Raw genomic sequence first — 22797 nt, 5'->3', positions numbered from 1 at the left:
GCTGACATCAGCACCCGGTGGTGTCACCCACCACTGATGTGTGACAGTATCAGCCCATGATGACGTCAGTCGACACTGAACTGATCCGCGTCCTGGCCGACCCGCTCAGGCTGCAGATCGTCACACTGCTCGCCCGCGAGACCCTCTGCACCACCCACCTCGTGGAGGAGACCGGTGCCCGCCAGACGAACCTCTCCAACCACCTGAGAGTGCTGCGGGAGGCCGGCGTCGTGGAGACCGAGCCGTGCGGCCGCTTCACCTACTACAAGCTGCGGTCCGACGTCATCGCACAGCTCGCCGACCAGTTCGCCGAGCTGGCCGCCACCGCTCGTACCGCCGCCGACAACAAGAGGGCATGCCCGTGACCCGCACCGAAGCGCCCGCGACCACCGAGGAGACGTCGGTGGTCGCGAAGCTTTCGACGCTCGACCGCTTCCTCGCCGTCTGGATCCTGCTCGCCATGGCCCTCGGGCTCGGGCTCGGGCGGGTGATCCCCGGTCTGAACGACGCCCTGGCGAAGGTCGAGATCGGCGGGATCTCACTGCCCATCGCCGTCGGCCTGCTGATCATGATGTACCCGGTCCTGGCGAAGGTCCGGTACGACAGGCTCGACGCCGTCACCGGCGACAAGAAGCTCATGGTCGCGTCGCTCGTGATCAACTGGGTCCTCGGCCCGGCGGTGATGTTCGCCCTCGCCTGGATCTTCCTGGCGGACCTGCCCGAGTACCGCACCGGCCTGATCATCGTCGGACTGGCCCGCTGCATCGCCATGGTCATCATCTGGAACGACCTGGCCTGCGGTGACCGCGAAGCCGCCGCCGTCCTCGTCGCCCTCAACAGCGTGTTCCAGGTCCTGGCCTTCGGCCTGCTCGGCTGGTTCTATCTCGACCTGCTGCCCGGCCGGCTCGGTCTCGGCGACGGCGAGACGCTCGACATCTCGATGTGGAAGATCGCGCTGAACGTCGTCATCTTCCTGGGCGGTCCGCTCCTCGCGGGCTTCCTCACCCGCCGCCTGGGCGAGAAGAAGCTCGGCCGCGAGTCCTACGAGTCGGGATTCCTGCCGAAGATCGGTCCGTGGGCGCTCTACGGCCTGCTGTTCACGATCGTCGTCCTCTTCGCGCTCCAGGGGAAGACGATCACCTCGCAGCCGCTCGACGTGGCCCGGATCGCCGTCCCCCTCCTGGTGTACTTCGCGGTCATGTGGTTCGGCACGTTCCTGCTCGGCAAGGCCATCGGCCTGGGCTACGACCGGACCGCGACGCTCGCCTTCACCGCGGCCGGCAACAACTTCGAGCTGGCCATCGCGGTCGCCATCGCCACCTTCGGCGTGACGTCCGGCCAGGCCCTCTCCGGGGTCGTCGGCCCGCTCATCGAGGTCCCGGTGCTGGTGGCCCTGGTGTACGTCTCGCTGGCCTGGCGCAAGAAGTTCGCCTAACGGGTGGGCGGTGGGGGTGGGCCCGACCCGGCCGCCCCCACCCCCCTCCCGCGCCTCCGCTCAGGACAGGCCGCTGACGACCTGCCGCACCCGGGCGGCCACTTCGTCCGGCAGTGGGGCGTAGTGGATCCGGGACAGATCCTTCTGTCCCTCCTCGCTCGCCGTGTAGGTCAGGAAGGACTTCAGGGCGGGCAGCACGTCCGGCTGGTTCCCGGTGTCGCACACGATCTCGTACGTGACGAGGACGATCGGGTACGCGCCGCTCGCCCTGGTCCGGTAGTCGAAGGTGAGCGCCAAGTCCTTGCCCGTACCGCTCACCCGCGCCGAGGCGATACCGGCCGAGGCGGTCTCGGCGGAGACCGCGACGGGTTCCGGCGCGCCCGTGTCGAGCCTGACCGCGGGGATCCCTTTCGCCTTGGCGAAGGACAGCTCGAAGTAGCCGATCGCGCCGTCGACACCCTGCACCTGGGATGCCACTCCATTGGAGCCGACGGCCGACTGACCGCCCTTGGCCTGCCAGGTCTTGCCCTTCGGGTACGGCCACTGCTCCGGCGCGGCCCCGGCGAGGTAGGCGTTCAGGTTCTGGGTGGTGCCCGATTCGTCGGAGCGGTGAACCGCGCTGATGGGGGTGGCGGGGAACTCGGTGCCGGGGTTGAGGCGCTGGATCTCCGGCGCGTTCCACATCGTGATCTCGGAGTCGAAGATCTTGGCGAGCGTGGTGGCGTCCAGGACGAGGTCCTTCACGCCGTTGAGGTTGTAACCGATGGCGATGGGCCCGCCGACCATGGGCAGGTCTATGGCCCTGCCTCCCCGGCACACTTCCCGGGAGCGCTCCACGTCATCGGCCTTCAGCGGACTGTCCGTTCCGCCGATGACGGTCGCCCCGCGCAGGAACTGGGCGACGCCACCGCCGGAACCGATGGGCACGTAACGGATCTCCACCCCTGGGCAGGCCTCCTGGTACGCGCGCATCCAGTGCTTCATCGCGTTCTGCTGCGCGCTGGAGCCGGATGCGGCCAACTGGCCCCGCTCCGCGCACACGATGCTGCTCGTGCGCGCGGGGGACGGAGCACCGTCATCGACGGCCGTGGTGCCGCAGGCGGAGAGAAGCAGAGCACCTCCCACCACTGCCATGCTCGTGCCCGGCAGACATGCGCGATGTGCCCGTCGACGCTGCACCTGTCGTTCCTTTCCGAAGGCGGGAACATTGATGTTTGCCTATATGGGCGGGGCCATGGTGACGCGCCGACGAACATCCGCCGTCCTTCGAGTGACGCGTGGGCGCTACCGCGGACTCGGAAGCGCCCTCGACGACTACTGGCGGGCCTCCTTCCAGGCCACTGCGAAGAGTTCGTGCACGGGCAGGGGCGGCAGGAGGTGGGTGAAGGGGCCCTGGACGCCGCTGCCGTCCGTCGTGGCCAGGTACAGCGAGAGCTTCGCCGTCTCCAACGGGCAGTGTGGGGCCCGTAGTTCGGTCCACGGTCCCGGTACGAACGCCGTCCGGCCCGCGCGGGCGCGCTTGTCGGTCCCTATCGCGCCGACGGCCGCGAGCTCGGCCTGTGCCTTCTTGTGGCGGGCGGCCGTCCAGCCGTTCCAGCGCCGTACGTTCTGGTCCGTCGGCCGGGCGAGGGCCAGGAGCTGGAGGTACAGAGCGGCGGCCTCCGGACCCACGGAGAGGGTGTCCGAGACCTCGGCCAGCAGGTCGGGGTGACTGTGGCGCGGGTTCGCCTCGTAGGCGCCCGGCGGTACCGGGGTCTCCTCGGCGCGCCGGACCATGCGGGCCAGTCCGCCGTCCTTCTCGTACAGCGTCTCGAGCCGGCGCGCCTCCGCTTCCACCGCGCTGTCCTTGCGGCGGGCGGCCAGCCCGGACGGGCGGAGGAAGACCTCGGTGCCCGGAACGGCGACGACGAGGCATCCGTCGTCGTACGCCACCGAGGGGTTGTCCCGGCCGTACTGGGACCAGGTGCACGGCAGCACCCGGCCTTCGTACGGCCGGAACGCCGGGTCGGCCGGTGCCCTTTGGGCGAGTTCGGCGTTCCAGCCGACCGGGACGAGCATGCTCGGGTCGTTCAGTGTCCGGAGCACCTCGGCGTGGAGCCGTCGGGCGTGCGCGCGCGTCGGCTCGCCGACGGGGCGCTCGGTGAGGAGCCAGGCCAGGACGGTGGCGGGGCGGGTGTGCGGCAGGTCGGAGGAGCGGACGTAGTCCCCGGGACCGCCGTCGTCCTTGGCGTGGTGGAGGCTCAGGCCGCCGGTGCTGCCCCCGGCGAGGACGAAACGCGGCCCGGGCGCGTCGCGCTTCGGGCCGGTGCCGGTGACCTGGTCGCCGCCCTCCTGGTCGCCGGTGCCCTCGTCGCCGCCGTCCTGGTCGCCGGTGCCCTCGTCGCCGGTGCAGGCGGAGAGGCGCTGGGCCCACTCGATGCCGAGCCCCAGGTCGGCTTCGAGGGCGACCGCGAGGTCCTCGTCGGCGTACGGCCGGCGGCCGACCAGGCGATTCCACTCCTCGGCCATCCGCTCGGCGGCGCGGACCGTGCCACCGTTCGCCCACAGATCCGCCGGGTCGTCGGGGACACCCGCCGCGAGGACCGCCGCGCTGCCGGACGGACCGATCGTGTGCGGCAGTCCGTCGTACACCCCGGTGACGTCCTTGTCGGCCTTGTACGGCGCCGAACGCAACAGCTTCTTCTGCTCGGCGTATCCCATGGGGCGGGGCAGTCCGGCCAGGACCAGTGTCGCGAGGGAGCGCCGGACGCCGGTGCGGCGGCAGAAGGCCAGGACTGCTTCGGGGTCCACCGGCAGTGGCCCGTGCTCGTCGAGGAGTTCGAGGAAGCGGATCAGCCGGGAGGCGTCGTCGCGGGTGACCGTGACGGTGACGGTCTGGGGCACGGTGGCCCGGTCGGGGTTGGTCACCTCCTCGGGGGCGATCGTCCCCGAGGGGGCGGGGGCTTCGGCAGGCTGGACGAAGCGCAGCGTCTTCGCCCAGTTGGCCGGCCCGTGGACGGCGGCCCGGAGGCGCTCGTCGCCGAAGGAGGTCACGGGCGCCCGGCCGGTGCGCCATGTACTGCCCCGTTCGGCGAAGGGCTGACCGGCCCAGGTCTTCAGCAGTGCCTTGAGCGCGGCCCGCTCGTGGTCGCCGGTGAGGGTCACGGCCGCGCGCCAGGCCGCGGCGTCGATGTGCCCGAGCAGCACGCCCCACTCGAAGGGCGGTGCCGGAGGGGCCAGTCGGCGGGTCTCGTCGTCGAGTTCCCCCCGGAGGAAGGCGCCGTCGGCGGCGACCGCGGTGAGGGTGGCCGGATAGGGCTGCGGGTCGCGTCGGTCACCGAGGCCGCGGAACTCCGGCAGAAGGCCCCACAGCGCCGGTACCAGGTCGGTGTCGGGGACCTGGGCGGGCAGCCGGACGGCGGGCCCGGACCGCATGATGCGGACCCGGCGGGACAGTTCCTCGCGGCGGCGCAGCACGTCGGCCGCCAGTCGTGCGGCCCTCCGGACGCCGGCCGCGATGTGCGCGTCGGACACGCCGTCGGGGATCCGCTCGGGGTCGGCGAGGAGGACACGCGCCGCCTCGTCGCTCACGGACCGCAGGGCGGTGGAGGAGGCGGGGTGGCGCGGGACGAGGAAGTGCCAGAAGGCGGGCGGCGGGAAGGGGGTGTCGCCGTGGGAGCGGCGGGCGGTCTTGTAACGGGGGACGTCCGGCGCCTGGAAGCCGCGTACCTCCCACAACAGGGAACCGTCCTCGGAGGCGTGGCAGCGGATGCTCGCCTCTTCCGCCAGGACGCCGTCCTCGCCGCCCTCGGGCATGCGCACGATGCCCCAGGGCTCCTGGCCGAGCTCCGAGACGCGGTAGGTGGCGGTGCGGCCGTCGATGCCTTCGAGGACGAAGTCGGTGGGAGCCTCCGTGCGGTGGTCGGTGCGGTGGAGGACCCGGAAGCCGACCAGATCGCCCGCCTGCCCGAGGGGGGACGCGGGTGCGCCGGGGGGCAGCGGCGCCAGGGTGCACGCCCTGGCGAACAGGGCCGTTCCCGGCGGAAGTTCACCGGCGGTGTGGAACGCGGGGAGGGCGGTGTCCTCGGCTCGGGCGCCGGTCGCCGGGTCGAGACGGGCCCATCCCTTGAAATACGTCTCGGAGCTCCACATGTGGCGTCCGTCGGACATCTGCAGCTCGGCTCCGGCGATGCCCTCCCGGCCACCGGGGCGCAGCACGCGTTCGCCGTCGTGGCGGCCGCCGCCGTCGGCGCTCGCGAACTGGAAGCCGAGGCCGCCTCGGACGGACCCCGCGAACGGGACGATGCCGAGGACGTCCTCGGGCGTGAAGACGTCGTCGGGGCGGTCGGTCCAGAGGGCGTGTTCGGCGAATCCGGCCCCCCGGGTGTTCCAGCCGACGAGGAAGTGTCCGCCGACGAAGTGCACGCAGTGCATGGTGGCGTCGTCCGGGACGGAGAAGGCGGAGGAGGCGCGCGGCCCGGCGTGGTCGACGGCGACGGCCCGGGTCTGCGAGTACACGGTCAGCACCGGCCAGGTGCAGGTCACGCCCGTCACCTCGTGGCCCAGCCTCCCGAACTCGGCGAGCGCGTCGTCCAGGGCGGGCCAGCTGAGCTCCTCGGGGAGGCCGGCTCGCAGGGAGCGGGCGAGCGGGCCCACCAGGTCCAGCGCCGCGAGGGCCTCCTCGATGCCGTCCAGCGCCGTGGCGGTGGGCCGGTCGAGCAGGGTCGCCAGTTCGTCCACGGCCTCGTCGGCGGCGCCGAGCCCGCCGCCGCGCAGTGCGTCGAGCAGCCCGTCGACACGGCGGTGCACCTCGGCGGCTATGCCGGAGTTCTCGGGGAGCCGGGTGATCGCCGAGCCGGGCGTGCGGGAACCGGAGAAGCGGCCGCGGAGCAGTTCCTCGTGGACGGTGCCTTCCAGGCGTGGCCCGAAGACGGGGTCCTCGGCCAGGGCTTTGAGGTCGCGGCGCGACCGGTCGCCCCAGAACTCCAGGGGTACGCGTCCGCCGGGGTCCTCGACGGGGATGCCCTCGGCGAGGCAGGCGTCGAGCAGGTCGGCGTCCAGGCCGGTGTAGTGCCACTTGGTCTTGTGCAGGCACACCGGTACTTCCGCCGCGCGCAGCCGGGGGGCGAGCAGGGTCACGAACTCGAACAGTTCACCGGGCATCGGCTGGCGCGTGATCCCGCCACCCGAGGGACGGAAGGCGTAGTGGGCGGCGAACCGGCCCAGCCAGGCGGCGTGTCCGCCCTCGGGGACGACCCGGCCGGCCGCCAGCGCCCGGGCCGCGCCCGAGCGGAGCAGCAGCCGCAGCCAGGGGGCCGCGTCACTCTTCGAGGAGGGGAAGAGCTCGAGGAGGGCGGCGTTCACCTCGTCGCCCTGCGGGTGCTCGGCCAGTACGGACGCGGCCGCGTCCAGGAGGGAGTCGGGCAGGGCCTTCCCGCGCGCCTGGGCGAGGACCGTACCCAGAACGCGGGCGTCCTCCTCGGTGCCCATCCCCGCCGCCTGCGCCGATGCCCTCACGCGGCGGGCAAGGTCTGCCGGGAGGTCGCCGGGGGACGCGGCCCAGGCGGTCAGCAGCCGGACGTACTCCTCGTGCCCTTCCTTCGGCGGGAAGGCGTCCGCCAGCCATCGCTGATACGCCGTCAGGTCCTTGGCGGGCAGGGCGCCCGCCCGGGCGAACAGCAGCGTGTTGGCCCGGTGGAAGTCCGGGTCGACGGCGAGGGCGTGCTCACGCTCGGCCTTCCTCGCCTCCGCGTACGCGCGCCCGGCGTGGCGCGGTGAGCGCACCGCCGCCGTCAGCCAGTGGCCCACCGTGTCCCAGAACCACGGCAGATGAGCGGGCGGCAGCTGCCGGGCGCGTACCGCCATCCCGTCCAGGAACCGTCCCGGCTTCTCCCACGCCACGGGCAGCTGCCCCTTGGCGGCGTCGAGCAGCTCCCGCGCCGCGGGTTCGGCGCCGGGGTCCCGGGCGAGCACCCAGTCGACGTACAGGGCTGAGGAGATGGGCGTCCGGGGAAGTGCGACAATCATGAACGCATCCTGGCACGGGCCACTGACAGGGTCTGCCGGGCCTTGTGCGTACGCCGCGCTCCCCTCCGGTGGCGGGGCGCCTCGGAGCACGACGGCATGGCCTCCGGGACCGCGTGGGCACTCCGCTGGCGCTCACCGACAACTGGTACGTGACCCGTACTTCGACCAACCTGGCGGACCGGCCGGAACCGCGGCTCCGGTCGCGGCACCGCGCGCCGACCGTAAAGGACCCCCTCGGACTTCGCCAGGTCCGCGTCAACCACTGACGGTGGCGGCCGCGCCGGGTCTACGGTCGCCGCCATGGGACGTATCCGTGGTGCGGGGCCCGCCGGACAGCCCGCCCCGGTGGTGCGGGACAGCCACTGGGTGGCCGACGCCCGTTTCGCGTGCGCCTGTGCGGCGACGCTCTTCGCGCTGCTGCTCCTGACCGACGCGGCTGCGGGCAGCCTGACCGGGTGGCGGGCCGCGCTGTGGACCGGCCTCGCCGTCCTGCTGCTGGTGGTGCTCACTCCGCCGAGGGTGTCCGCGCGGCCGGGTCTCCTGGTCTCGCGGGGCCTGCTGCACGAGCGGAGCGTACGCACCGACCGCCTCGTGTCGGTGAGCAGGCCCGACGGTGTGGAGCGGCGGCTGATCCTGCGGGACGCGGAAGGTGGCCGCGTCGAGCTCGATCCGAGGGTGCTGGCCGCCAACCCACCGCTGTGGCGGGTGGTCGACGAGGACGTCCGCGCGTGCCTCGCCGCGGGATGGCTGCTGTGCGGGGCGACCGCCATGCGTCAACTGTCGGCGCGTATCGACAGCGAGACCGCCTGTGCGGTCTTCAAGGCGTCCGGCCTCGGGTAGCGACGGCTCCCATGAGGGGCCCGGGCGTGCGTCAGGGGGCTTCCACCAGGGGCGGTTCGCCCCAGGGCGCGGTCAGTGCCTCGCGCAGGCCGGTGACGGCCTCCTCACCGATGCGCCGCGCCAGGTGGTCTTCGAGGACGGCGAGCGTGGCCAGGGCACGACGGTGGACGCGGGCACCTTCCGCGGTGGTGCGGATCAGGCGGCTGCGGGCGGAGGCGGGGTCGGGCACCTGCTCCAGCAGCCCCATCCCGATGAGACCGTGCACGGCCTGGTGGGCGGTCTGGCGGGTGACGCCGATGCGGCGGGCGAGCTCGGAGATCGTGGTGCCCTCGTCGTCCAGCGTGGCGAAGACCGCTCCCTGGGCGGCGGTCACCGGTTGCTCGCCCGCGGCCCGCATGCTCGCCTGCAACGCGTCCTCGAACCAGCGCTTGGCCTCGATCAGCAGCTGGGGCAGGTTCCGTACGGGGGTGGTCATGGCTCCTCGGTCGGCGCGGGAAGCCTCGAGCATAACCACGCGCGTCGACGAGGACGCCGTCCGGGCGAGGGGGGCCGGGCAGGCGTCATCGCCCCTGACACCGCAGGCTCATGAACAACGCCGTCTCTCCGGCGGACTCCGTGCCCTCGTAGAGCGAGGTGTCGAGGCCACAGAAAGTGAAGCCCACGCTCCGGTACAGCCGGATGGCGGGCGCGTTGACATTGGTGACCTCGAGCCAGACGTGTGCGGCGCCCAGCTCGCGGGCGCGGTCCACGGTCCGGCCCAGCAACGCCCTGCCGATGCCCCGGCCCCGGTGGGCCGGCGACACCGCGAGGTCGGCGATGGTGAGACGCCGGTTCCACGGGTGGTACACGGTGGTGACGAATCCGCACACGCGCTCGTCCTCCACCGCGACGAGCGTCCCCTCGCCCGCCGGGTCCTCCTCCGCGCACTCCTCGTCGGGGAACTCCTTGAGGAGCGGGGGGTCGACCGGTGTCTCCCGGATGGAGAAGCCCGTTTCGGTGGCCACCACCGCGAACGTCGTGTCCGTGGTGAACGAGGCGTCGACGGACTCGATGCCCGCCAGGTGCTCGGGGCCCGCCTCGCGGTAGATCACCGTGCCGCTGTGCTGACCGAAGATCGTCATGGTTCCACTGTACGGACCACCCTGCGCCCGGTTCCGGGGGCCCCGCGGAATCGGGTCACCCGCTTCGCGTCGCGCCAACTGCCGTACGAAACCGCCCGCTTCCTGTGGTTGGCGCCCCGGAGCACGCACACGGTTCGCCCCCTCGGCGGTCCGGGGACCGCCCCCGCGTGCGGGGCGGCGTCGCGGCCGGCGGGCGGGCGGCAGCGCCCGTACGGTGCGTGGCCCGGACGGTCTGCCGCCGCCACGCCCGACGCCGACCGCACCACCCGGGCCTCACGGAGGAACGCCTTGGGCCGTCCGGATGAACGGACACCGTCGGCCGCCGGCGTCAGTCGTCCGGGTGCGCCTCCGTCTTCACCGACCAGGAGCTTCCGGGGCAGCCGGCCGGCAGTGGCGGGAAGCGATGTCCCTTCACGTCCGTGCTCCAGTGGTGACCCGCTCCGCAGTCGCACTCGTAGATCCCACTCGCGGGAACGATCTCACCGGGATGCCACCACGTCTTCTCCTCGCTCATGTCCCCTGTCTACGACGGCCCTCCCCGCTCCGCGACCCGGCGGCCACACAGCCGGACTCCGCCTCCAACCGGTCGGGATACGTCAGTCCAGGCTTCCGACCGATCATCTCCGGCCTTCTCTGATCACGCGTTAATGTCCCGGCCCGCCGAGGCGTCCATGGGTGACGGCGCAGTCCGCGCCGCGCTCTCTTACGGAAGATCGGGAGCCCTTGCATGACGTCGTCCCTGGAGTGGGTCGGATTGGTCACGGCCGCGTTGAGCGCGGTGCACGCGCTGAGTGCCGTGGGGCGTCGGCCCTGGAGGCGGCTGGCCCGGCGGACGCCGGGCGCGGGCAACGGAGTGGAGCAGGAGCTTTGCGGGTGCCCGGTGCCCTCGGTGGTGCGGTTCGAGGCGGCCGACGGCAGCGTGCTGACCGTGTGGACGGTGCGACCGGCCCCAGGAAGGTGTCGCGAGGAGACCGCCCTGTGGTGAGCGACGTACCGTCCGGCGAAACACTGCGGCTGCGGGGGAACGTCGGGCAGCGACTGCTGGAGATCTACCCGGCGTACATCGAGCGGGCCCCCTACGCCCTGCGCCGCACCTTCGGCATGTCGCTGGTCCAGGGCCAGGACGTGGCGCAGGAAGCGTTCCTCCGGGTGGCCCGCGCCTGTCTGAGCGGCCGGGCCGTGCCGGGCAAGCACCTGATGGCCTACCTGTTGGGCGCGGCCCACAACCTGGCCGTCAGCACGTTCCGCCGGGAGCGGGCGGTGCTGGTGGCCGACACCGTACTGGCCCGGCTGCAGGAACAGCGGTTGCCGCCACCGGCCGTGGACCTGCGCGTGCTGCACGAGTTGGTGGTGCCCGCCATCGCGGAGATGGTCCCCGGGTCCCGGAAGCGGATCGTCGAACTTCAGGCCCGGGGGCTGGAGGACAAGGAGATCGCGGAGGTGCTCGGGATATCCCTGGAGAACCTCAGGGTGCAGCGGCACAACGCGATCGTGGAGCTGCGGCGCAGGCTCCGACGGCATTGCCGCCCACAGCGGCGGAAGGACACGGCGGTGCACGGAAAGGGAATCAGGTGAGCGATGTGAGCAGGTACGACGGTCCCCGGGGCGAATGCCCGGAGCCGCCGGTTCCGGCCGGGCTCACCGAACTGCTGCAGGAGTTGTACGGACCGGAGGACTTCTGGGACCGGCCGTACGGGACGGGGGACCCCGCCGGGGAGAGTGACACCGAGGCGGAGCGGTCCCGCGCGAACTCCCTCTACCGGCTGGGGACGAGGGCCCTGCGCCGCGACGAACTCGCCACGGCCGCGGACTGGCTGGGGCAGGCCGCCGAGTGTGGCCATCCCGGGGCGCTGTTCCGTCTGGCGGTCGTCGTCCACCGCACCCTCGGGGACGAGGCCCGGGACGATGCCGCGTTCCTCGTCGCCGAGGCGGCACGGCACGGGCACGGCGACGCCAGGACGATGCTGTACGGGCCCACGACCGGGGCGGAGGCGGTGCAGGTCCCGGCCCAGGACCCCGAGTTCGTCGACGAGGTCCGCACGGTCCTCGGACTGCCGCACACGGCACCCCTCCCGAGTGTCCCCCCGGCCGCGCCGCGCCGCGGTGCCAACCCTCCAACGGGTGCCGACGCCGGGGAGGCCGCTGTACGGGACGGCGGCGCCCCGGAGGACACCGCGCGGCCCGCGCCCGCGCCCGGGCCCGACCGGCCCGCCTGCCTGGACCTCCCGGCCGACCCCGCCGTCCCCGCTGACCCTGCTGACCCGGCCGACCCCACCGTCCCCGCTGAGCCGGCCGACCCGACTGACCCCACCGTCCCGGCTGACCCCACCGACCCCGCCGTCCCGGCAGTCCTGGCCGTCCCGGCAGGTGGGCTGTGGGTTCCCGGCCACTCGGGGCGCAGCCGCCTGTGGACCCCGGCCCCCCTGCGGCCCGCTTCCCTGACCGGCCTCGCCCAGCACGTACCGTCCGCGCGGGAATCGGCTCAGCGGTGGCAACAGGCGATGCGTGTGCTGGACGTGCTCCACGCCATCGACGGCGCCGACGGGCCGAAAAGCGCCGCCCAGATCGCGCGTGGCACCGGCCTGGACGTGCCCTCCCTGGAACACCTGCTCGCCTGGCTGTCCGAGCAGGAGCTGGTGGCGGCCCCGGAGCCGGGTGCGTACACCGCCGGTCCCCTGCTGCGCGCCTGGACGAAACACGAGGGCACGGAACGCGAGAACGCCCTGCAGGAGGTCCTGTCCGCGCTTCGGGACAGGGTCGGGGCAGCGGTGTACGTGAGCCGCTACACCGACGGGGAGGTACGGATCACCCAGTACGCGGCGGGCCCCAGCACCCCGGCGGTGCGCGAGTGGGTCGACTTCCGCGAGGCGGCCCACGCCAGCGCCGTGGGCAAGAGCCTGCTGGCGCAGCTCGACTTCGAGGGCCGCATGGACCACCTCCACCGGCGCCGCCCCGTGCCGCTGACACCACGCACCATCACCGACCACCGCCACCTGTTCCACGCTCTGGACCACCATGGGCCGCACGCGGCCCAGTTCGACCTGCTCGAGTACTCCAACGACGAGGTGTGCGTCGCCTTCCCGCTCACCGTGGCCGGCCGGGCCGGATGTGTGGCGCTGTCACTGCCCGTCGCCCAGCAGCACCGGCTCCTCGAAGCGGCCGACGCCCTGAGCAACCGTTCGGCGAGCCTCCTGGCGACCCTGCTGCTCTCGCAGGACCCGCCGGAGGGCGGGTCCGCAACGGCCGGGGCCGCCGCCGAGGGCGCGGAGGCGTTCGTCCGCACGGGGGCGCCGCACGCCGCGCGGTAACCGGTGGCGCTCGGGAGGCATGCGGGCGGGCGGGCGGGGCACGCGACCGGCATGGCCGGTGACACGGACGACGACATGCGGGTACGGCGCCCCGGGACGGGCGGGCACCGGGCGGTGCCGCACACCGCTGACGTGCGCGTCGAGGCGTGGGGTGTGAACCGCGAGCAGTGCCTGGTGGAGGCGGTGCTCGGGATGGTCGAGTGCTTCGCGGACGTCTCGGGGACCCGAGCGACCGCCGTGCGGCAGGTGCAGGTGGCCGAGGGCAGCGACGACGATCTGCTGGCGGCGCTGCTGGACGAGGTGGTCTTCCGGCTGGAGGTGCACGGTGACGTGCCGGTGGACGTCGAGGTGGAGACGGTGGACGGCGGGCTGGACGTACGGATGGCGGTGACGGACGTGGGTTCGGTACCGGTCACCGGTGCCGTGCCGAAGGCCGTGTCGTGGCACGAGCTGCACCTGGCTCCGGACGCCTATGGCTGGTCGTGCTCCGTGACGGTCGACGTCTGAGCCCCGCGAGATCCGAACGGCACGCGCTAGCCCTTGACCACGCCGAGCGGGACCAGACGGGCGACCTTCCGGCACAGTCCCGCGCCCTCGCTCGCCTCGACCACCGCGGTGACGTCCTTGTACGCCTCCGGCGTCTCCTCCGCCAGGCCGCGCCACGACACCGGGCGCACCGCGATGCCGTCCGCCTCCAGCCGCGCCCGTAGCTGCTTGCCGCCGATGACGCGCGCGGCCTGGTGGCGGCTCATCACGCGGCCCGCTCCGTGGCAGGTGGAGTGGAAGGCGTCGCCACCGGGGACGCCGGTGAGGACGTACGAGGCGGTCCCCATGGTGCCGGGGATGAGCACCGGCTGCCCCACGGCGCGGAGGTCCTCGGGCAGCTCCGGATGTCCGGGTGGGAAGGCACGCGTGGCGCCCTTGCGGTGCACGCACAGCCTGCGCGGTTCGCCGTCCACCGGATGCGTCTCGACCTTGGCGAGGTTGTGGGACACGTCGTACACCAGCGAGAGGCGGGCGTCCGCCTCGCGACGGAAGACCCGGCGGGCGGCCTGGGAGAGGAGCTGCCGGTTGGCGCGGCCGTAGTTGGCCGCCGCCGCCATCGCTCCCAGGTAGGCGCGGCCCTCCGGCGAGTCGACCGGCGTGCAGGCCAGTTGCCGGTCGGGCACGCCGATCCCGTACCGGGCCATGGCCCGGTCCATCACCCGGACGTGGTCCGAGCAGACCTGGTGGCCGAGTCCGCGCGACCCGCAGTGGATCATCACGCACACCTGGTCGGCGGCGAGCCCGAACGCGGCGGCCACGGCCTCGTCGTAGATCTCGGCGACCTGCTGGACCTCCAGGAAGTGGTTGCCCGAGCCGAGGCTGCCGACCTGGCCGAGCCCCCGCTCGCGTGCCCGCTCGTTCACCTGGCCGGCGTCCGCGTCGGCGACGGCACCGCCGTCCTCGCAGCGCGTGAGGTCGCGTTCCTCGCCGTGGCCCTCCTCCACCGCGTACCGGGATCCGCCCTTGAGGATCCGCTCCAGCTCACGGCCGCTCAGCCGCCAGACCCCGCCCGGCCCGGCGCCACGCGGGATCACCTGGCCCAGGCCGTCCATCAGCGGGCCCAGGACCGGTTCCAGTGCCCGGCGGTCGCAGTCGGCCGCCAGCAGCCGTACCCCGCAGGAGATGTCGAAACCGACGCCGCCCGGCGAGACCACACCCCCGTCGTCGATGGCGGTTGCGGCGACTCCGCCGATGGGGAACCCATAACCCCAGTGGATGTCGGGCATGGCGTACGAGGCGCCGACGATGCCCGGCAGTGTCGCCACGTTGACGACCTGTTCCAGTGACTTCTCCGCGTCCCGCAGCAGGTCACGGGACGCGAACACCACTCCGGGCACCCGCATGTCCCCCCGGCGGCCGATACGGAAACGGTAGGGGTGCTCTTGCAGGTACTCCATCGCAGCCTCCAGAGGCGGCACACGCCACCGGCACCGCCTGCCGCGTTTCCCGCACCGCCCCTCCTAAACGCACCGCTCCCGCTCGGCGCACCGCCCCGGCCGAACACACCACCCGGCAAACCGCGCCCCGCTCACCCGGCCGGGGTCGCGGCGGGCGACAGGTAGCCGCGCAGGCCGGTGCGGTGGCCGAGGTCCGGGAGGCGGTGAACGCGCCACTGGCGGGCGTGACCCGGGATCCCGCCCAGGTCGGAGACAAGGACCGCCACCGGCAGGCGCCCGCCCATGGCGGTGAGGCCCTCCGGCGTGATGCTCCCGTCGTGGCCCGAGGGCTGGCGGGAGGCGCATCCGGCGCGGAACGCCACCCGGATGGCGTCCTCGCCGCTCACCACACAGGGCGGGCGGACGCCCTGCGCGCGGAGCTCGGCGGCGATGCGGCCGAGGGCGACGGTGTCGCGGCGCACCCGGTCGGCCACCGAGTCGAGCACCCGGTACTGCACCGCCAGGTGCGCGGTGAGCGCCACGGCGACCAGCACCACGGTGGCCGTCCGGCGCCCCTGCGGCCCGGTGGGGCGGACGGCCCACAGCAGGCACCCGGCGACCGGCAGCGCCAGCAGGGCGTACGCGGGCAGCAGGAAGCGCGGCGCGGCGTAGCCGACGGTGAACAGGTACGGCGCGGCCAGGACCAGACCGGTCACGGTCGCCAGGACGACCGGGACGCGGTCGCGGGTACGGGCCGCGGCCCGTACGCCGCCCGCCACGAGCAGGGGCAGCGCCAGGAACCAGACGGCGGCCTGCGGGAGCCGCCACGGCACGTCGCAGGGGCGGCACAGCGTCCGCCCGCCGAGCGCGCGTACATGGTCGTCGACGGCGAAGTACCAGCCGAGGTGGCCCTGGATCTCGCTGGCCCGCCGGAGCCTCGCGGCGAGGCCGCCGTAGTGCGCGTAGGCCTCGACGACCCATAGGGCGCAGCCGAGCGCCAGGGCCGCGGCGAGCACGGCCGGCACCGCCCATCGCGGGCGGCGGTGTGCCGGTCGCGCGAGCAGCGCCGCCCCCGTCAGTGAAAGGGCGAGCCACACCGCGTCGGTGGGGCGCATGAGGGCGGCGAGCGCGACCCCGGCGCCGAGCCCGGGCAACGCCCAGCGGTCGGCGGGGTCGCGGACGCCCCGCAGGAAGAAGCCCACAGCGATGAGCGCCCCGTGGGCGACCCAGAGGTTCGGCATCGCCTGCGGGCCGTAGAACAGGGTGACCCACAGGGTGGCGAACAGCGCCCCGGCGGTCGCGAGCACCGGTACGGGAAGCAGCCGCCGCCACACCCACAGCCCGAGGAACAGCGCGCAGCCCGAGAGCAGGGCGAGGTACACACGGAGCGCCGTCACGGAGGTGGTCAGCGCCGCGACGGGTGCCACCAGGAAGCTGATGCCCCGCGCCCGGGGTGCGCTGAAGAACGCCGGCGGGGCCTGCGCACTCGCCTGGCTGACGTACACCGTCTCGTCCCAGCCGAGCCCGAGCCCCGGCACGACCAGGGCGAGCTGTGCGGCGGCGAAGGCGGCGGCGACGGCCGCCAGGCAGGGCAGCGCGCCCGGGGAGGCCCCGGGGGTGGACGGGGTCGCGTCGTCGGGTGCGCCGAGAGGCGCGTTGCCGGGCGAGTCCGTGATCACACGTGTGTGCTGCATGGCCCCGGCCTCACTCGTCACGTCTGGTGGCGGTACGACGGCGAGCGCCCCTCGCCCGCCGTCCCTGACCACGCTGCGCGCGGCCCGCGCCCGGTGCCCCCGGGAGGCCGGGCAGTCGGCGCAACGGCCGGGCTCGAAGGGGTGACGAGACGAGGAGGGGGCTCAGCAGCGGAGCCCGACGATGCCCCAGCCCCGGCGGTGCGCTTCCGCGACGACGTCGCCCCACTGCTCGAGGAGGTCCGCGAACGTCGCGAAGTCGGGTATCCAGCCCTGGGGGTCGGCGGCGTGCAGGGTGAACGGCTCCCGCAGGGTGCCGAGGTCCGGCAGGGCCTCGCCCCGGAGGCCTTCGAGTTCGGCGACGTCTTCGGGTGGGCACCACAGCAGCAGGTCCGCGTCCCAGGCGCCCTCCGGTACGGCGAGGACTGCGGCGCCCTCCCCCGCCACATGTTCCAGGCCGTGCCAGAACAGCCGGGCCGTGAACCGGTCCAGAGCGGTGCGCAGACGGGGGTGCGCACGGTCCCGGATGCGCTCCCACCGCTCACCCGCCCAGAAGTGCGGCTTGTAGGAGTCGAGAGTGCGGCGGAAGGAGTATCTGAGGCACCAGCCCGTGCCCACGGCCGTGGGCGGGATCCACCCCTCCTCCGGGAGGCCGTCCTCGTGGTCGTCGTCGCCGAAAGCCGCGTCGATCAGCAGGTCTTCCCGCTCTTCCGGCGCCGCCGCCTCGACCCGCGCCCAGTCGACGACCATCACTTCTATGCTCACTCCCATGGCCGCAAGGGTAGGTGCGCGTTCCGGCCGTCCATGTGGCTGCCGGCTTCGTACGCCATGCGATCACACGACGACGACCGGAACTTCCGTGCCCGGGCCGTGCGCCTACGGGCCTGGCGCATCGGGCTGTTGTCGCCGGCCGGCCTGTGGTGGGCGTGGTGCGCCGTTCTGTTGCTCACGCCGTACGAGGTCGACGAGGAACCCGGCGACCGTTACCCCCGGGCGTGCGAGTCCCGGTTGCTGACCGAGCGCGGCAGGGCCGACGACGGCGTGGGGCGCGGTGCTTGGTGCGAGGACGAGCGGGACTGGCCGGAGGCCCTCGCCGCGCTGGGGCTGTCGGTGCCGGTCCCGGTCGCCGGTGCGATGCTGTTCACCAACGACCGTGTGACCGGTCGGATGAGCGCGCATGCCGGGGCGATGCGCGTGCTCGACGAGCTCGCCGGCCGGCCGCCGACGTAGGGCGGACGGCGGAGGACCGGGGCCGGCGGTTCAGCTCCGGGCCGGGAGCAGCGGGTGTGCCGTGGTCGTCGCGGGGGTGGAGAGGGTGAAGGCCGTCTCCAGGCCGGTCGTCCGGAGGATCTTCTCGACCGCCGGGGACGCGGGGTGCAGCAGCAGCCGGGCGCCCGTGGTGGCCGCCTGTCGGCGGGCCCACAGCAGGACGTTCAGGCCGGAGCGTCGAGGAAGGTGACGCCGGACAGGTCGATGAGGACCGTGGACGACCGGAGCAGCGCGCTGCGCAGCCGGCCGCGCAGCTCCTCACCGGTGGCGATGTCGAGCTCACCGGACACGGTCAGCACCGTGCCGCCGCCGGGTTGCGCGGTGACGGTGGTGCGGAACTCGTCGGGCATCGCCGTGTGCCCCCTTCCGCCGCGGGCGGGGGAAACGATCTGTTGTACACCAGGAAAACGCGACCCGGCCGCGCTGTCCACCACGGCTCCCCGGCCGGTTTGCACCACGTCGGGGCACGGGAATCGCCTCCGGCTCTCCTGGAGTTCTCCAGGAGGAGAGACCGAGCGGTGGAGGTGCCCGATGACTCCACGCACACCCGGGCGGAGGCGGCCCGGGACGCCCGCCCCGGCCCGTCCCCCCGCGTCCTGCGCGGAAGGCCACGCGGCCGGCCTGCCGCCCGTCACCGTGGCGTACGAGCGGCACGGGGACGGCGAGCCGCTGGTGCTGCTGCACGGGGTCGGTGACGACCGCGGGGTCTGGCGTGACGTGGTGCCGCTGCTCCTCGGGCACGAGGCGATCGCGTTGGATCTGCCCGGGTTCGGGCAATCGCCCGACCTGGACCCCGCCGTGCCGCGCGACTTGGAGACGGTTGTGGCGTGGATGGGCGCGGTGTTCGCCGGGCTGGGGGTGGAGCGGCCACATGTGGCGGGCCATTCGCTGGGCGGGCTGATCGGACTGCGTCTGGCCCAGGCCGGTCTGGCGCGGAGTGTGACGGCGCTGGCCCCGGCGGGGTTCTGGACCGGGGCGGAGCGGAGGTACGCGTACGCCGTCCTGGCCCTGGCCCGGCAGAGCGCGGCGTGCAAGGCGACCCTCCGTGCCGGGCGGGCGTCGCGGCTGTTCAGCGGGGACATCCCGGACGTGCCCGTCACCATCGCCTGGGGCACCCGGGACCGGCTGCTGCCTCCCTGGCAGGCGTCGCGGGTGAAGGCCATGATCCCCGGTTCGCGCATGGTGCCGCTGCCCGGCTGCGGCCATGTGCCGATGGCGGAGGCCCCCGGACTCGTCTCCCGCGTCCTGCGTGAAACGACAGGTGCCACCCGTCCGTGAGGGCGTGCGTGGGGCCTCACCCCCGGCCGGGGAGGACGGCTCGGTCCGGGTCGTGTTCGACCTGCCGGGCGTCGACCCCGACTCCGTGGATCTGAGGGTCGAGCGGGCCGTGCTGACCGTCCAGGCGGAGCGCAAGCCGATGGCCACGGAGGGCGCCGAGACGGTGATCTCCGAGCGGCCCGTCGGCACCTTCACCCGGCAGGTCGTCCTGGGCGAGTCCCTGGACACGGAGCACATCGAGGCGACGTACGAGGCTGGTGTGCTCAGCCTGCGGATCCCGGTCGCCGAGCAGGCCAAGCCGCGCAAGATCGAGATCACCACCGGTGAGCGCAAGGAACTGCGGTCCTGACGCACCGGTGAGCGCCCCGGCGCGGGGCGTTCACCGCGGGACCGCCCGGACACCTTCCGGATCCGACACGAAGGGAGACGCTGTGACTGCACTGACATGGCTGGCGATTCCCCTGATGGCCGGCCTTGGCGCGAGTACCTGGGCCTGGTGCGTGTCGCGCCCGCACCCCGCCGACGTATGGACCGACGTGGAGCGGTACGACCGGCTCCGGGCCGCCTTCGGACGCCTCACTCCCGAGCACGGCTGAGTCGGTGCCGGCGGTGCCGGGCCTCATAGGGCCCGGCCGTCACAGGGACACGGCGGGGGTGAGGCCGCTGGGCGGTGCCGGCGCCTCGTTCGACGACGCGTTGAGCACCGCCGTCAGGAGCATCCCCACGAGAGCGATGACGACCAGGATCAGGGCGGTCCTCCGATGCCGGCGCCGGTTCCGCTTCGGCGGGGCCGGCGGGGCCGGGGCGGCGCCCTGGTCCTTTCCCGGGAACTGATCCTTTCCCGGGAACTGATCGTTGAGCGTGCTCATGCGGGCGGCGAGCCCGGGGTCCTCGGTGCTGAGCCCGCGCTCTATCTGCGCGAGGATGCGTCCTTCCGACTCGTGTTCCATGGCAGCCACCTGCTTCATGGGAAGGATTCACGCGCGGGAAAAGCCACTCGTACTCCTCCCGTACTCCTACACATTTTCCCCCATCTCGCCCGTCCCGGCCCTTCCGGTCGGTGTCGGCGCTCGCCGTCCGGCGGGGGCGGCGCTTTCAGCCCGTGGTGACCTTGGCCACGAAGGCGTCCAGGTTGGCCGTCATACGGGCGATGCGCTCGTCCGGGCCGAGGGACTCTTCATGGCGCCCGGACCGCAGCTTCGGCTGCCGCTTGCCACGGACGTACAAGGGGCAGGCGAGATCCGAGCAGATGTAGATGCCCACCGTGTTGCCCTCGCGGCCGCGTACCCCCGCCAAGGGGGCGGCGAGCAGGGTGACCCCGGAGGAGGCGTGTCCGGTGAGGCAGATCTGGCACAGGCTGGACTTCACCGCACTGGTGCGGCCCACGGCCGGCACGCGCAGGGTGACTCCCAGCGGCCCGTCCGCGCGGGGCAGTACGAGGTGGGCCCGCAAGGGCGCCCCCGGATCCACCCATCCCAGGAAGTCCAGGTCCTCCCAGGGCAGTTCGGCGAAGTCGTGCGGCAGCCTGAGCCGCGACGCCTCGCCCTTGGTGCAGTTCACGAAGGACGAGCGGATCTGTTTCTCACTGAGCGGTTCCACGGGCGTCGACCCTACGCACGGGTCGGTCGCCTCGCACCCCAATAACCGTCGCGGTGGCCCCGGCACCCATGGCGCCGGAAAACCGCCGGAAAACCGTTCGAAGCCAAGGCGCCGCCCGTTTAGCATGACCCGCCATGCCCACCAACGCAGAGATCATTCACCGTGCCCTGGACCGCATCACGGCCGGGTACGTCTTCCCCGACAGGACCGCGGACATCGACGCCGCGATCCGGCGCCACCTCACGGCCGGCGACTACGACGGTCTCGAGGGCCCGGCTCTCTGCGAGACGGTGACGGCCCACCTGCAGGAAGCCTGCCCGGACAAGCACCTCCGTCTGCTGTGGACGGACGAGGCACAGGACCTGGATCCCGCCGCCGAGGACGAGGGCCGGTCGGCGTTCCTCGAACTGCTCAGGGCGGAGAACCAGGGCATCCGGCGCTTCGAGCGACTGGACGGCAACATCGGGCTCATCGACATACGGCGGATCGCGTACGCGGACGAGGGCGGCCGGGCGATCGGCGCGGCCATGGAGCTGGTCGCCCTCAGCTCCGCGCTGATCCTCGACCTCCGTGCCTGCCGGGGCGGCGCGCCCGAGGGAGCGGCGATGTGGTGCAGTTACTTCTTCCCCGACGACCAGGTGCACCTCAACGACATCTACGACCGCGGCACCGACTCCACCCGCCAGTTCTGGACGACCGCGCACCTTCCCGCTCCGCGCTACCTGGACCGCCCGGTCTACGTGCTGACCAGTTCCCTCACCTTCTCGGGCGGTGAGGACGTGGCGTACACGCTCCAGGCCCACGGCCGGGCCGTCGTGGTCGGCGAGACAACCCGTGGCGGCGCCCATCCGACGGCCCGTTACGCGGTGGCCGAACACGTCCTCGTGACGGTCCCCACCGCCCGCACCATCAGCACCGTCACCGGCACCAACTGGGAGGGCGTCGGGGTGGTCCCGGACGTTCCGGTCCCCGCCGGCGACGCGCTCGACACGGCCCACAAGGCAGCCCTGCGCCGACTGGGCGCATAACGGTCTCGTCGCACGGGCGGGTGGGTAGGGTGCGGCCGTGAGCAGTGCGGGACGCACCGAGGTGAGCCGGAGCCAGGTACTGGCGTACCGGGTGAAGGCCCACGGGTTCGACCGCTCCTCCCCCACCCCCGACGTGCTCGCCCTGGGCGTCCAGGACACACCGTACGGATCCGCCGAGCCGGCCCTGGCCGGGCGGGGCGCGTCCCGTGACGGGCTCGAACGCGTCTGGTCGTTCCGCGGCGCGCCCCATCTGCACCGGCGCACGGAGCTGCGGGCGCTGGCCGTGGCTCTGTGGCCGCTGGACGACGCCGACGCGACGGCACGGATCGACACGGCGGTGATCCGGGAGGGCGCGCGGCTCGGCATCGAGGCGTTCCGGGTCACCGCCGAGGCGTTCCGCGCGGTGGTGACCGCGCCTATGGCCAAGGGCGAGGTCAGCACGGCCGTCAGCGCCTCCGTCCCGGAGTCGCTGACCTACTGGTGCGAGCGGTGCGGGGCGCGGCACATCTCCGGGCTGCTCTTCCAGCAGGCCGGGATCTTCGGGTCGGTCGCAGTGGCGCCGAAGGGGAACGGGACGGTGCTGGCGCCGCTTGCCAGGCGGTTCCCGGTGCCTGCCGCGGCGTCGGGGACCACCGGGCTGGTCCGCGCCTATCTGCGTTTCCTCGGCCCCGCCGGCCCCGCCGAGGTGGCGAAGTACCTCGGCACCAGGGCGACCGCGGTGAAGGCGGTGTGGCCGGACGACCTGGCCGAGGTGTGGGTGGAGGGCCGCAAGGCATGGTTGCCCGCCTCCGACCTGGATGCGCTGGTGTCGGCCGGGAGCCCGCACGGACTCGTGCGGCTGCTGCCGCCGGGCGACCCGTACCTGCAGGCACGCGACCGGGCTTTGCTGGTGCCGGACAGGAACCGGGAGAAGGAGATCTGGCGGGCGATCGGCGGTCCGGGCGCTCTGCTGGTCGGCTCGGAGATCGCCGGCACCTGGCGGGCCAGGAACGTGGGCCGCGCGCTCGACCTGACGGTCACTCCCTTCGGGCCGCTGTCCGCCGCCGTCCGCGAGCGACTCGGCGAGGAGGCCGCCACGGTGGCCTCGGCACGCGGCGCGGACGCGGTCCGTCTGCACATCGCCTAGGACGGGTACGTCTCGTCAGCCCGCGTGCGTCTCTCGTGGCGGTGTCCGGCCGGGGGGGGGGGGGGGGGCCGCCCCCCCCCCGGGGGGGGGGCATCCCCCCCAGTGGGAGGGAGGAGGAGGGGGGGGGGGGGGGACAAACACCGCCCCCCCGCACCCCCTTGGTCGTTTCTTTTT

The 22797-nt window shown here is 73.3% G+C and carries 24 protein-coding genes; 13 read left to right on the top strand and 11 right to left on the bottom strand.

Annotation, left to right across the window (positions count from 1 at the left end; genetic code table 11):
* The first annotated feature begins 56 nt into the window (after positions 1-56).
* Together ACZ6C1_RS20870 and arsB are read left to right on the top strand one after the other, a co-directional pair.
* On the top strand, positions 57-365 hold the full coding sequence (locus ACZ6C1_RS20870) for an ArsR/SmtB family transcription factor (RefSeq protein WP_469242604.1): 309 nt from the start codon (positions 57-59) through the stop codon (positions 363-365).
* A complete protein-coding gene (gene arsB / locus ACZ6C1_RS20865; RefSeq protein WP_469242603.1) occupies positions 362-1435 on the top strand; it encodes an ACR3 family arsenite efflux transporter in 1074 nt (357 codons plus the stop codon). The genes ACZ6C1_RS20870 and arsB overlap by 4 nt, the downstream gene beginning before the upstream one ends.
* 60 nt (positions 1436-1495) lie before the next feature.
* Here the strand turns inward: arsB and pstS are convergent, their stop codons facing one another.
* Together pstS and ACZ6C1_RS20855 are read right to left on the bottom strand one after the other, a co-directional pair.
* Positions 1496-2569: a phosphate ABC transporter substrate-binding protein PstS gene (pstS, locus tag ACZ6C1_RS20860; RefSeq protein ID WP_469242602.1), complete on the bottom strand. Its 1074-nt coding sequence runs from the start codon at positions 2567-2569 to the stop codon at positions 1496-1498.
* 180 nt (positions 2570-2749) lie between these two features.
* The gene (locus ACZ6C1_RS20855) at positions 2750-7441 is read right to left on the bottom strand and encodes a hypothetical protein (RefSeq protein ID WP_469242601.1); all 4692 of its coding nucleotides are present in this window, start codon (positions 7439-7441) and stop codon (positions 2750-2752) included.
* 300 nt (positions 7442-7741) lie between these two features.
* Between ACZ6C1_RS20855 and ACZ6C1_RS20850 the strand changes: the two genes are divergently transcribed.
* Positions 7742-8281 carry a hypothetical protein gene (locus ACZ6C1_RS20850; protein ID WP_469242600.1) on the top strand — a complete coding sequence of 180 codons (540 nt, stop codon included), beginning with the start codon at positions 7742-7744 and terminating at the stop codon, positions 8279-8281.
* Between the two features lie 31 nt (positions 8282-8312).
* On the opposite strand, the gene ACZ6C1_RS20845 is transcribed toward ACZ6C1_RS20850, so the two are convergent.
* The 3 genes from ACZ6C1_RS20845 to ACZ6C1_RS20835 all read right to left on the bottom strand — a co-directional run bounded on the left by ACZ6C1_RS20845 (position 8313) and on the right by ACZ6C1_RS20835 (position 9916).
* Complete coding sequence (locus ACZ6C1_RS20845) at positions 8313-8756, bottom strand: MarR family winged helix-turn-helix transcriptional regulator (protein WP_469242599.1); 444 nt, start codon at positions 8754-8756, stop codon at positions 8313-8315.
* Positions 8757-8841: 85 nt separating this feature from the next.
* Entirely contained in the window at positions 8842-9402 is a 561-nt protein-coding gene (locus ACZ6C1_RS20840) for a GNAT family N-acetyltransferase (RefSeq protein ID WP_469242598.1), read from the bottom strand.
* Between the two features lie 328 nt (positions 9403-9730).
* A complete protein-coding gene (locus tag ACZ6C1_RS20835; protein WP_469242597.1) occupies positions 9731-9916 on the bottom strand; it encodes a hypothetical protein in 186 nt (61 codons plus the stop codon).
* Between the two features lie 213 nt (positions 9917-10129).
* On the opposite strand from ACZ6C1_RS20835, the gene ACZ6C1_RS20830 reads away from it, so the two are divergent.
* From ACZ6C1_RS20830 to ACZ6C1_RS20815, 4 genes are read left to right on the top strand one after another with little or no spacing between them, the layout of a single operon-like run.
* Complete coding sequence (locus ACZ6C1_RS20830) at positions 10130-10387, top strand: hypothetical protein (protein WP_469242596.1); 258 nt, start codon at positions 10130-10132, stop codon at positions 10385-10387.
* Positions 10384-10977 (top strand): RNA polymerase sigma factor, encoded by a 594-nt coding sequence (locus ACZ6C1_RS20825; RefSeq protein WP_469242595.1) that lies wholly within the window; start codon positions 10384-10386, stop codon positions 10975-10977. The genes ACZ6C1_RS20830 and ACZ6C1_RS20825 overlap by 4 nt, the downstream gene beginning before the upstream one ends.
* Before the next feature lie 5 nt (positions 10978-10982).
* Positions 10983-12710, top strand: coding sequence for an IclR family transcriptional regulator domain-containing protein (locus ACZ6C1_RS20820; RefSeq protein WP_469242594.1), 1728 nt, complete (start codon positions 10983-10985; stop codon positions 12708-12710).
* Between the two features lie 51 nt (positions 12711-12761).
* Positions 12762-13217 (top strand): archease, encoded by a 456-nt coding sequence (locus ACZ6C1_RS20815; RefSeq protein ID WP_469242593.1) that lies wholly within the window; start codon positions 12762-12764, stop codon positions 13215-13217.
* Between the two features lie 26 nt (positions 13218-13243).
* On the opposite strand, the gene ACZ6C1_RS20810 is transcribed toward ACZ6C1_RS20815, so the two are convergent.
* The 3 genes from ACZ6C1_RS20810 to ACZ6C1_RS20800 all read right to left on the bottom strand — a co-directional run bounded on the left by ACZ6C1_RS20810 (position 13244) and on the right by ACZ6C1_RS20800 (position 17094).
* On the bottom strand, positions 13244-14653 hold the full coding sequence (locus ACZ6C1_RS20810; RefSeq protein WP_469242592.1) for an RtcB family protein: 1410 nt from the start codon (positions 14651-14653) through the stop codon (positions 13244-13246).
* Between the two features lie 131 nt (positions 14654-14784).
* The gene (locus tag ACZ6C1_RS20805; RefSeq protein WP_469242591.1) at positions 14785-16326 is read right to left on the bottom strand and encodes a hypothetical protein; all 1542 of its coding nucleotides are present in this window, start codon (positions 16324-16326) and stop codon (positions 14785-14787) included.
* A 162-nt stretch (positions 16327-16488) separates the two neighbouring features.
* Positions 16489-17094: a hypothetical protein gene (locus ACZ6C1_RS20800; RefSeq protein ID WP_469242590.1), complete on the bottom strand. Its 606-nt coding sequence runs from the start codon at positions 17092-17094 to the stop codon at positions 16489-16491.
* 57 nt (positions 17095-17151) lie between these two features.
* On the opposite strand from ACZ6C1_RS20800, the gene ACZ6C1_RS20795 reads away from it, so the two are divergent.
* Positions 17152-17553, top strand: coding sequence for a hypothetical protein (locus ACZ6C1_RS20795; protein ID WP_469242589.1), 402 nt, complete (start codon positions 17152-17154; stop codon positions 17551-17553).
* A 203-nt stretch (positions 17554-17756) separates the two neighbouring features.
* On the opposite strand, the gene ACZ6C1_RS20790 is transcribed toward ACZ6C1_RS20795, so the two are convergent.
* Positions 17757-17942 carry an STAS domain-containing protein gene (locus ACZ6C1_RS20790; protein WP_469242588.1) on the bottom strand — a complete coding sequence of 62 codons (186 nt, stop codon included), beginning with the start codon at positions 17940-17942 and terminating at the stop codon, positions 17757-17759.
* A 181-nt stretch (positions 17943-18123) separates the two neighbouring features.
* Between ACZ6C1_RS20790 and ACZ6C1_RS20785 the strand changes: the two genes are divergently transcribed.
* From ACZ6C1_RS20785 to ACZ6C1_RS20775, 3 genes are all read left to right on the top strand, one after another.
* A complete protein-coding gene (locus ACZ6C1_RS20785) occupies positions 18124-18870 on the top strand; it encodes an alpha/beta fold hydrolase (RefSeq protein ID WP_469242587.1) in 747 nt (248 codons plus the stop codon).
* Between the two features lie 4 nt (positions 18871-18874).
* On the top strand, positions 18875-19219 hold the full coding sequence (locus ACZ6C1_RS20780; protein ID WP_469242586.1) for an Hsp20/alpha crystallin family protein: 345 nt from the start codon (positions 18875-18877) through the stop codon (positions 19217-19219).
* Positions 19220-19301: 82 nt separating this feature from the next.
* A complete protein-coding gene (locus ACZ6C1_RS20775) occupies positions 19302-19466 on the top strand; it encodes a hypothetical protein (RefSeq protein ID WP_469242585.1) in 165 nt (54 codons plus the stop codon).
* A 39-nt stretch (positions 19467-19505) separates the two neighbouring features.
* Here the strand turns inward: ACZ6C1_RS20775 and ACZ6C1_RS20770 are convergent, their stop codons facing one another.
* The gene (locus ACZ6C1_RS20770) at positions 19506-19820 is read right to left on the bottom strand and encodes a DUF3040 domain-containing protein (RefSeq protein ID WP_469242584.1); all 315 of its coding nucleotides are present in this window, start codon (positions 19818-19820) and stop codon (positions 19506-19508) included.
* A gap of 145 nt (positions 19821-19965) precedes the next feature.
* On the bottom strand, positions 19966-20469 hold the full coding sequence (locus ACZ6C1_RS20765; protein WP_469242583.1) for an FBP domain-containing protein: 504 nt from the start codon (positions 20467-20469) through the stop codon (positions 19966-19968).
* Between the two features lie 134 nt (positions 20470-20603).
* Between ACZ6C1_RS20765 and ACZ6C1_RS20760 the strand changes: the two genes are divergently transcribed.
* Both ACZ6C1_RS20760 and ACZ6C1_RS20755 read left to right on the top strand, forming a co-directional pair.
* Positions 20604-21497 carry a S41 family peptidase gene (locus tag ACZ6C1_RS20760; protein WP_469242582.1) on the top strand — a complete coding sequence of 298 codons (894 nt, stop codon included), beginning with the start codon at positions 20604-20606 and terminating at the stop codon, positions 21495-21497.
* A 37-nt stretch (positions 21498-21534) separates the two neighbouring features.
* Positions 21535-22623: a DNA glycosylase AlkZ-like family protein gene (locus tag ACZ6C1_RS20755; RefSeq protein ID WP_469242581.1), complete on the top strand. Its 1089-nt coding sequence runs from the start codon at positions 21535-21537 to the stop codon at positions 22621-22623.
* Positions 22624-22797 lie beyond the last annotated feature (174 nt).

It is taken from the genome of Streptomyces sp. NPDC041796 (assembly GCF_055590785.1).
This window is presented reverse-complemented; position numbering and strand designations above follow the sequence as displayed.

Excerpts from the sequence above, each read along its gene's own strand:
- ACZ6C1_RS20870 (WP_469242604.1), top strand. The coding sequence starts at position 57 with ATGATGACGTCAGTCGACACTGAACTGATCCGCGTCCTGGCCGACCCG.
- pstS (WP_469242602.1), bottom strand. The coding sequence starts at position 2,569 with ATGGCAGTGGTGGGAGGTGCTCTGCTTCTCTCCGCCTGCGGCACCACG.
- ACZ6C1_RS20855 (WP_469242601.1), bottom strand. The coding sequence starts at position 7,441 with ATGATTGTCGCACTTCCCCGGACGCCCATCTCCTCAGCCCTGTACGTC.
- ACZ6C1_RS20850 (WP_469242600.1), top strand. The coding sequence starts at position 7,742 with ATGGGACGTATCCGTGGTGCGGGGCCCGCCGGACAGCCCGCCCCGGTG.
- ACZ6C1_RS20845 (WP_469242599.1), bottom strand. The coding sequence starts at position 8,756 with ATGACCACCCCCGTACGGAACCTGCCCCAGCTGCTGATCGAGGCCAAG.
- ACZ6C1_RS20840 (WP_469242598.1), bottom strand. The coding sequence starts at position 9,402 with ATGACGATCTTCGGTCAGCACAGCGGCACGGTGATCTACCGCGAGGCG.
- ACZ6C1_RS20835 (WP_469242597.1), bottom strand. The coding sequence starts at position 9,916 with ATGAGCGAGGAGAAGACGTGGTGGCATCCCGGTGAGATCGTTCCCGCG.
- ACZ6C1_RS20830 (WP_469242596.1), top strand. The coding sequence starts at position 10,130 with ATGACGTCGTCCCTGGAGTGGGTCGGATTGGTCACGGCCGCGTTGAGC.
- ACZ6C1_RS20815 (WP_469242593.1), top strand. The coding sequence starts at position 12,762 with ATGGCCGGTGACACGGACGACGACATGCGGGTACGGCGCCCCGGGACG.
- ACZ6C1_RS20810 (WP_469242592.1), bottom strand. The coding sequence starts at position 14,653 with ATGGAGTACCTGCAAGAGCACCCCTACCGTTTCCGTATCGGCCGCCGG.
- ACZ6C1_RS20805 (WP_469242591.1), bottom strand. The coding sequence starts at position 16,326 with ATGCAGCACACACGTGTGATCACGGACTCGCCCGGCAACGCGCCTCTC.
- ACZ6C1_RS20800 (WP_469242590.1), bottom strand. The coding sequence starts at position 17,094 with ATGGGAGTGAGCATAGAAGTGATGGTCGTCGACTGGGCGCGGGTCGAG.
- ACZ6C1_RS20795 (WP_469242589.1), top strand. The coding sequence starts at position 17,152 with ATGCGATCACACGACGACGACCGGAACTTCCGTGCCCGGGCCGTGCGC.
- ACZ6C1_RS20790 (WP_469242588.1), bottom strand. The coding sequence starts at position 17,942 with ATGCCCGACGAGTTCCGCACCACCGTCACCGCGCAACCCGGCGGCGGC.
- ACZ6C1_RS20785 (WP_469242587.1), top strand. The coding sequence starts at position 18,124 with ATGACTCCACGCACACCCGGGCGGAGGCGGCCCGGGACGCCCGCCCCG.
- ACZ6C1_RS20770 (WP_469242584.1), bottom strand. The coding sequence starts at position 19,820 with ATGGAACACGAGTCGGAAGGACGCATCCTCGCGCAGATAGAGCGCGGG.
- ACZ6C1_RS20760 (WP_469242582.1), top strand. The coding sequence starts at position 20,604 with ATGCCCACCAACGCAGAGATCATTCACCGTGCCCTGGACCGCATCACG.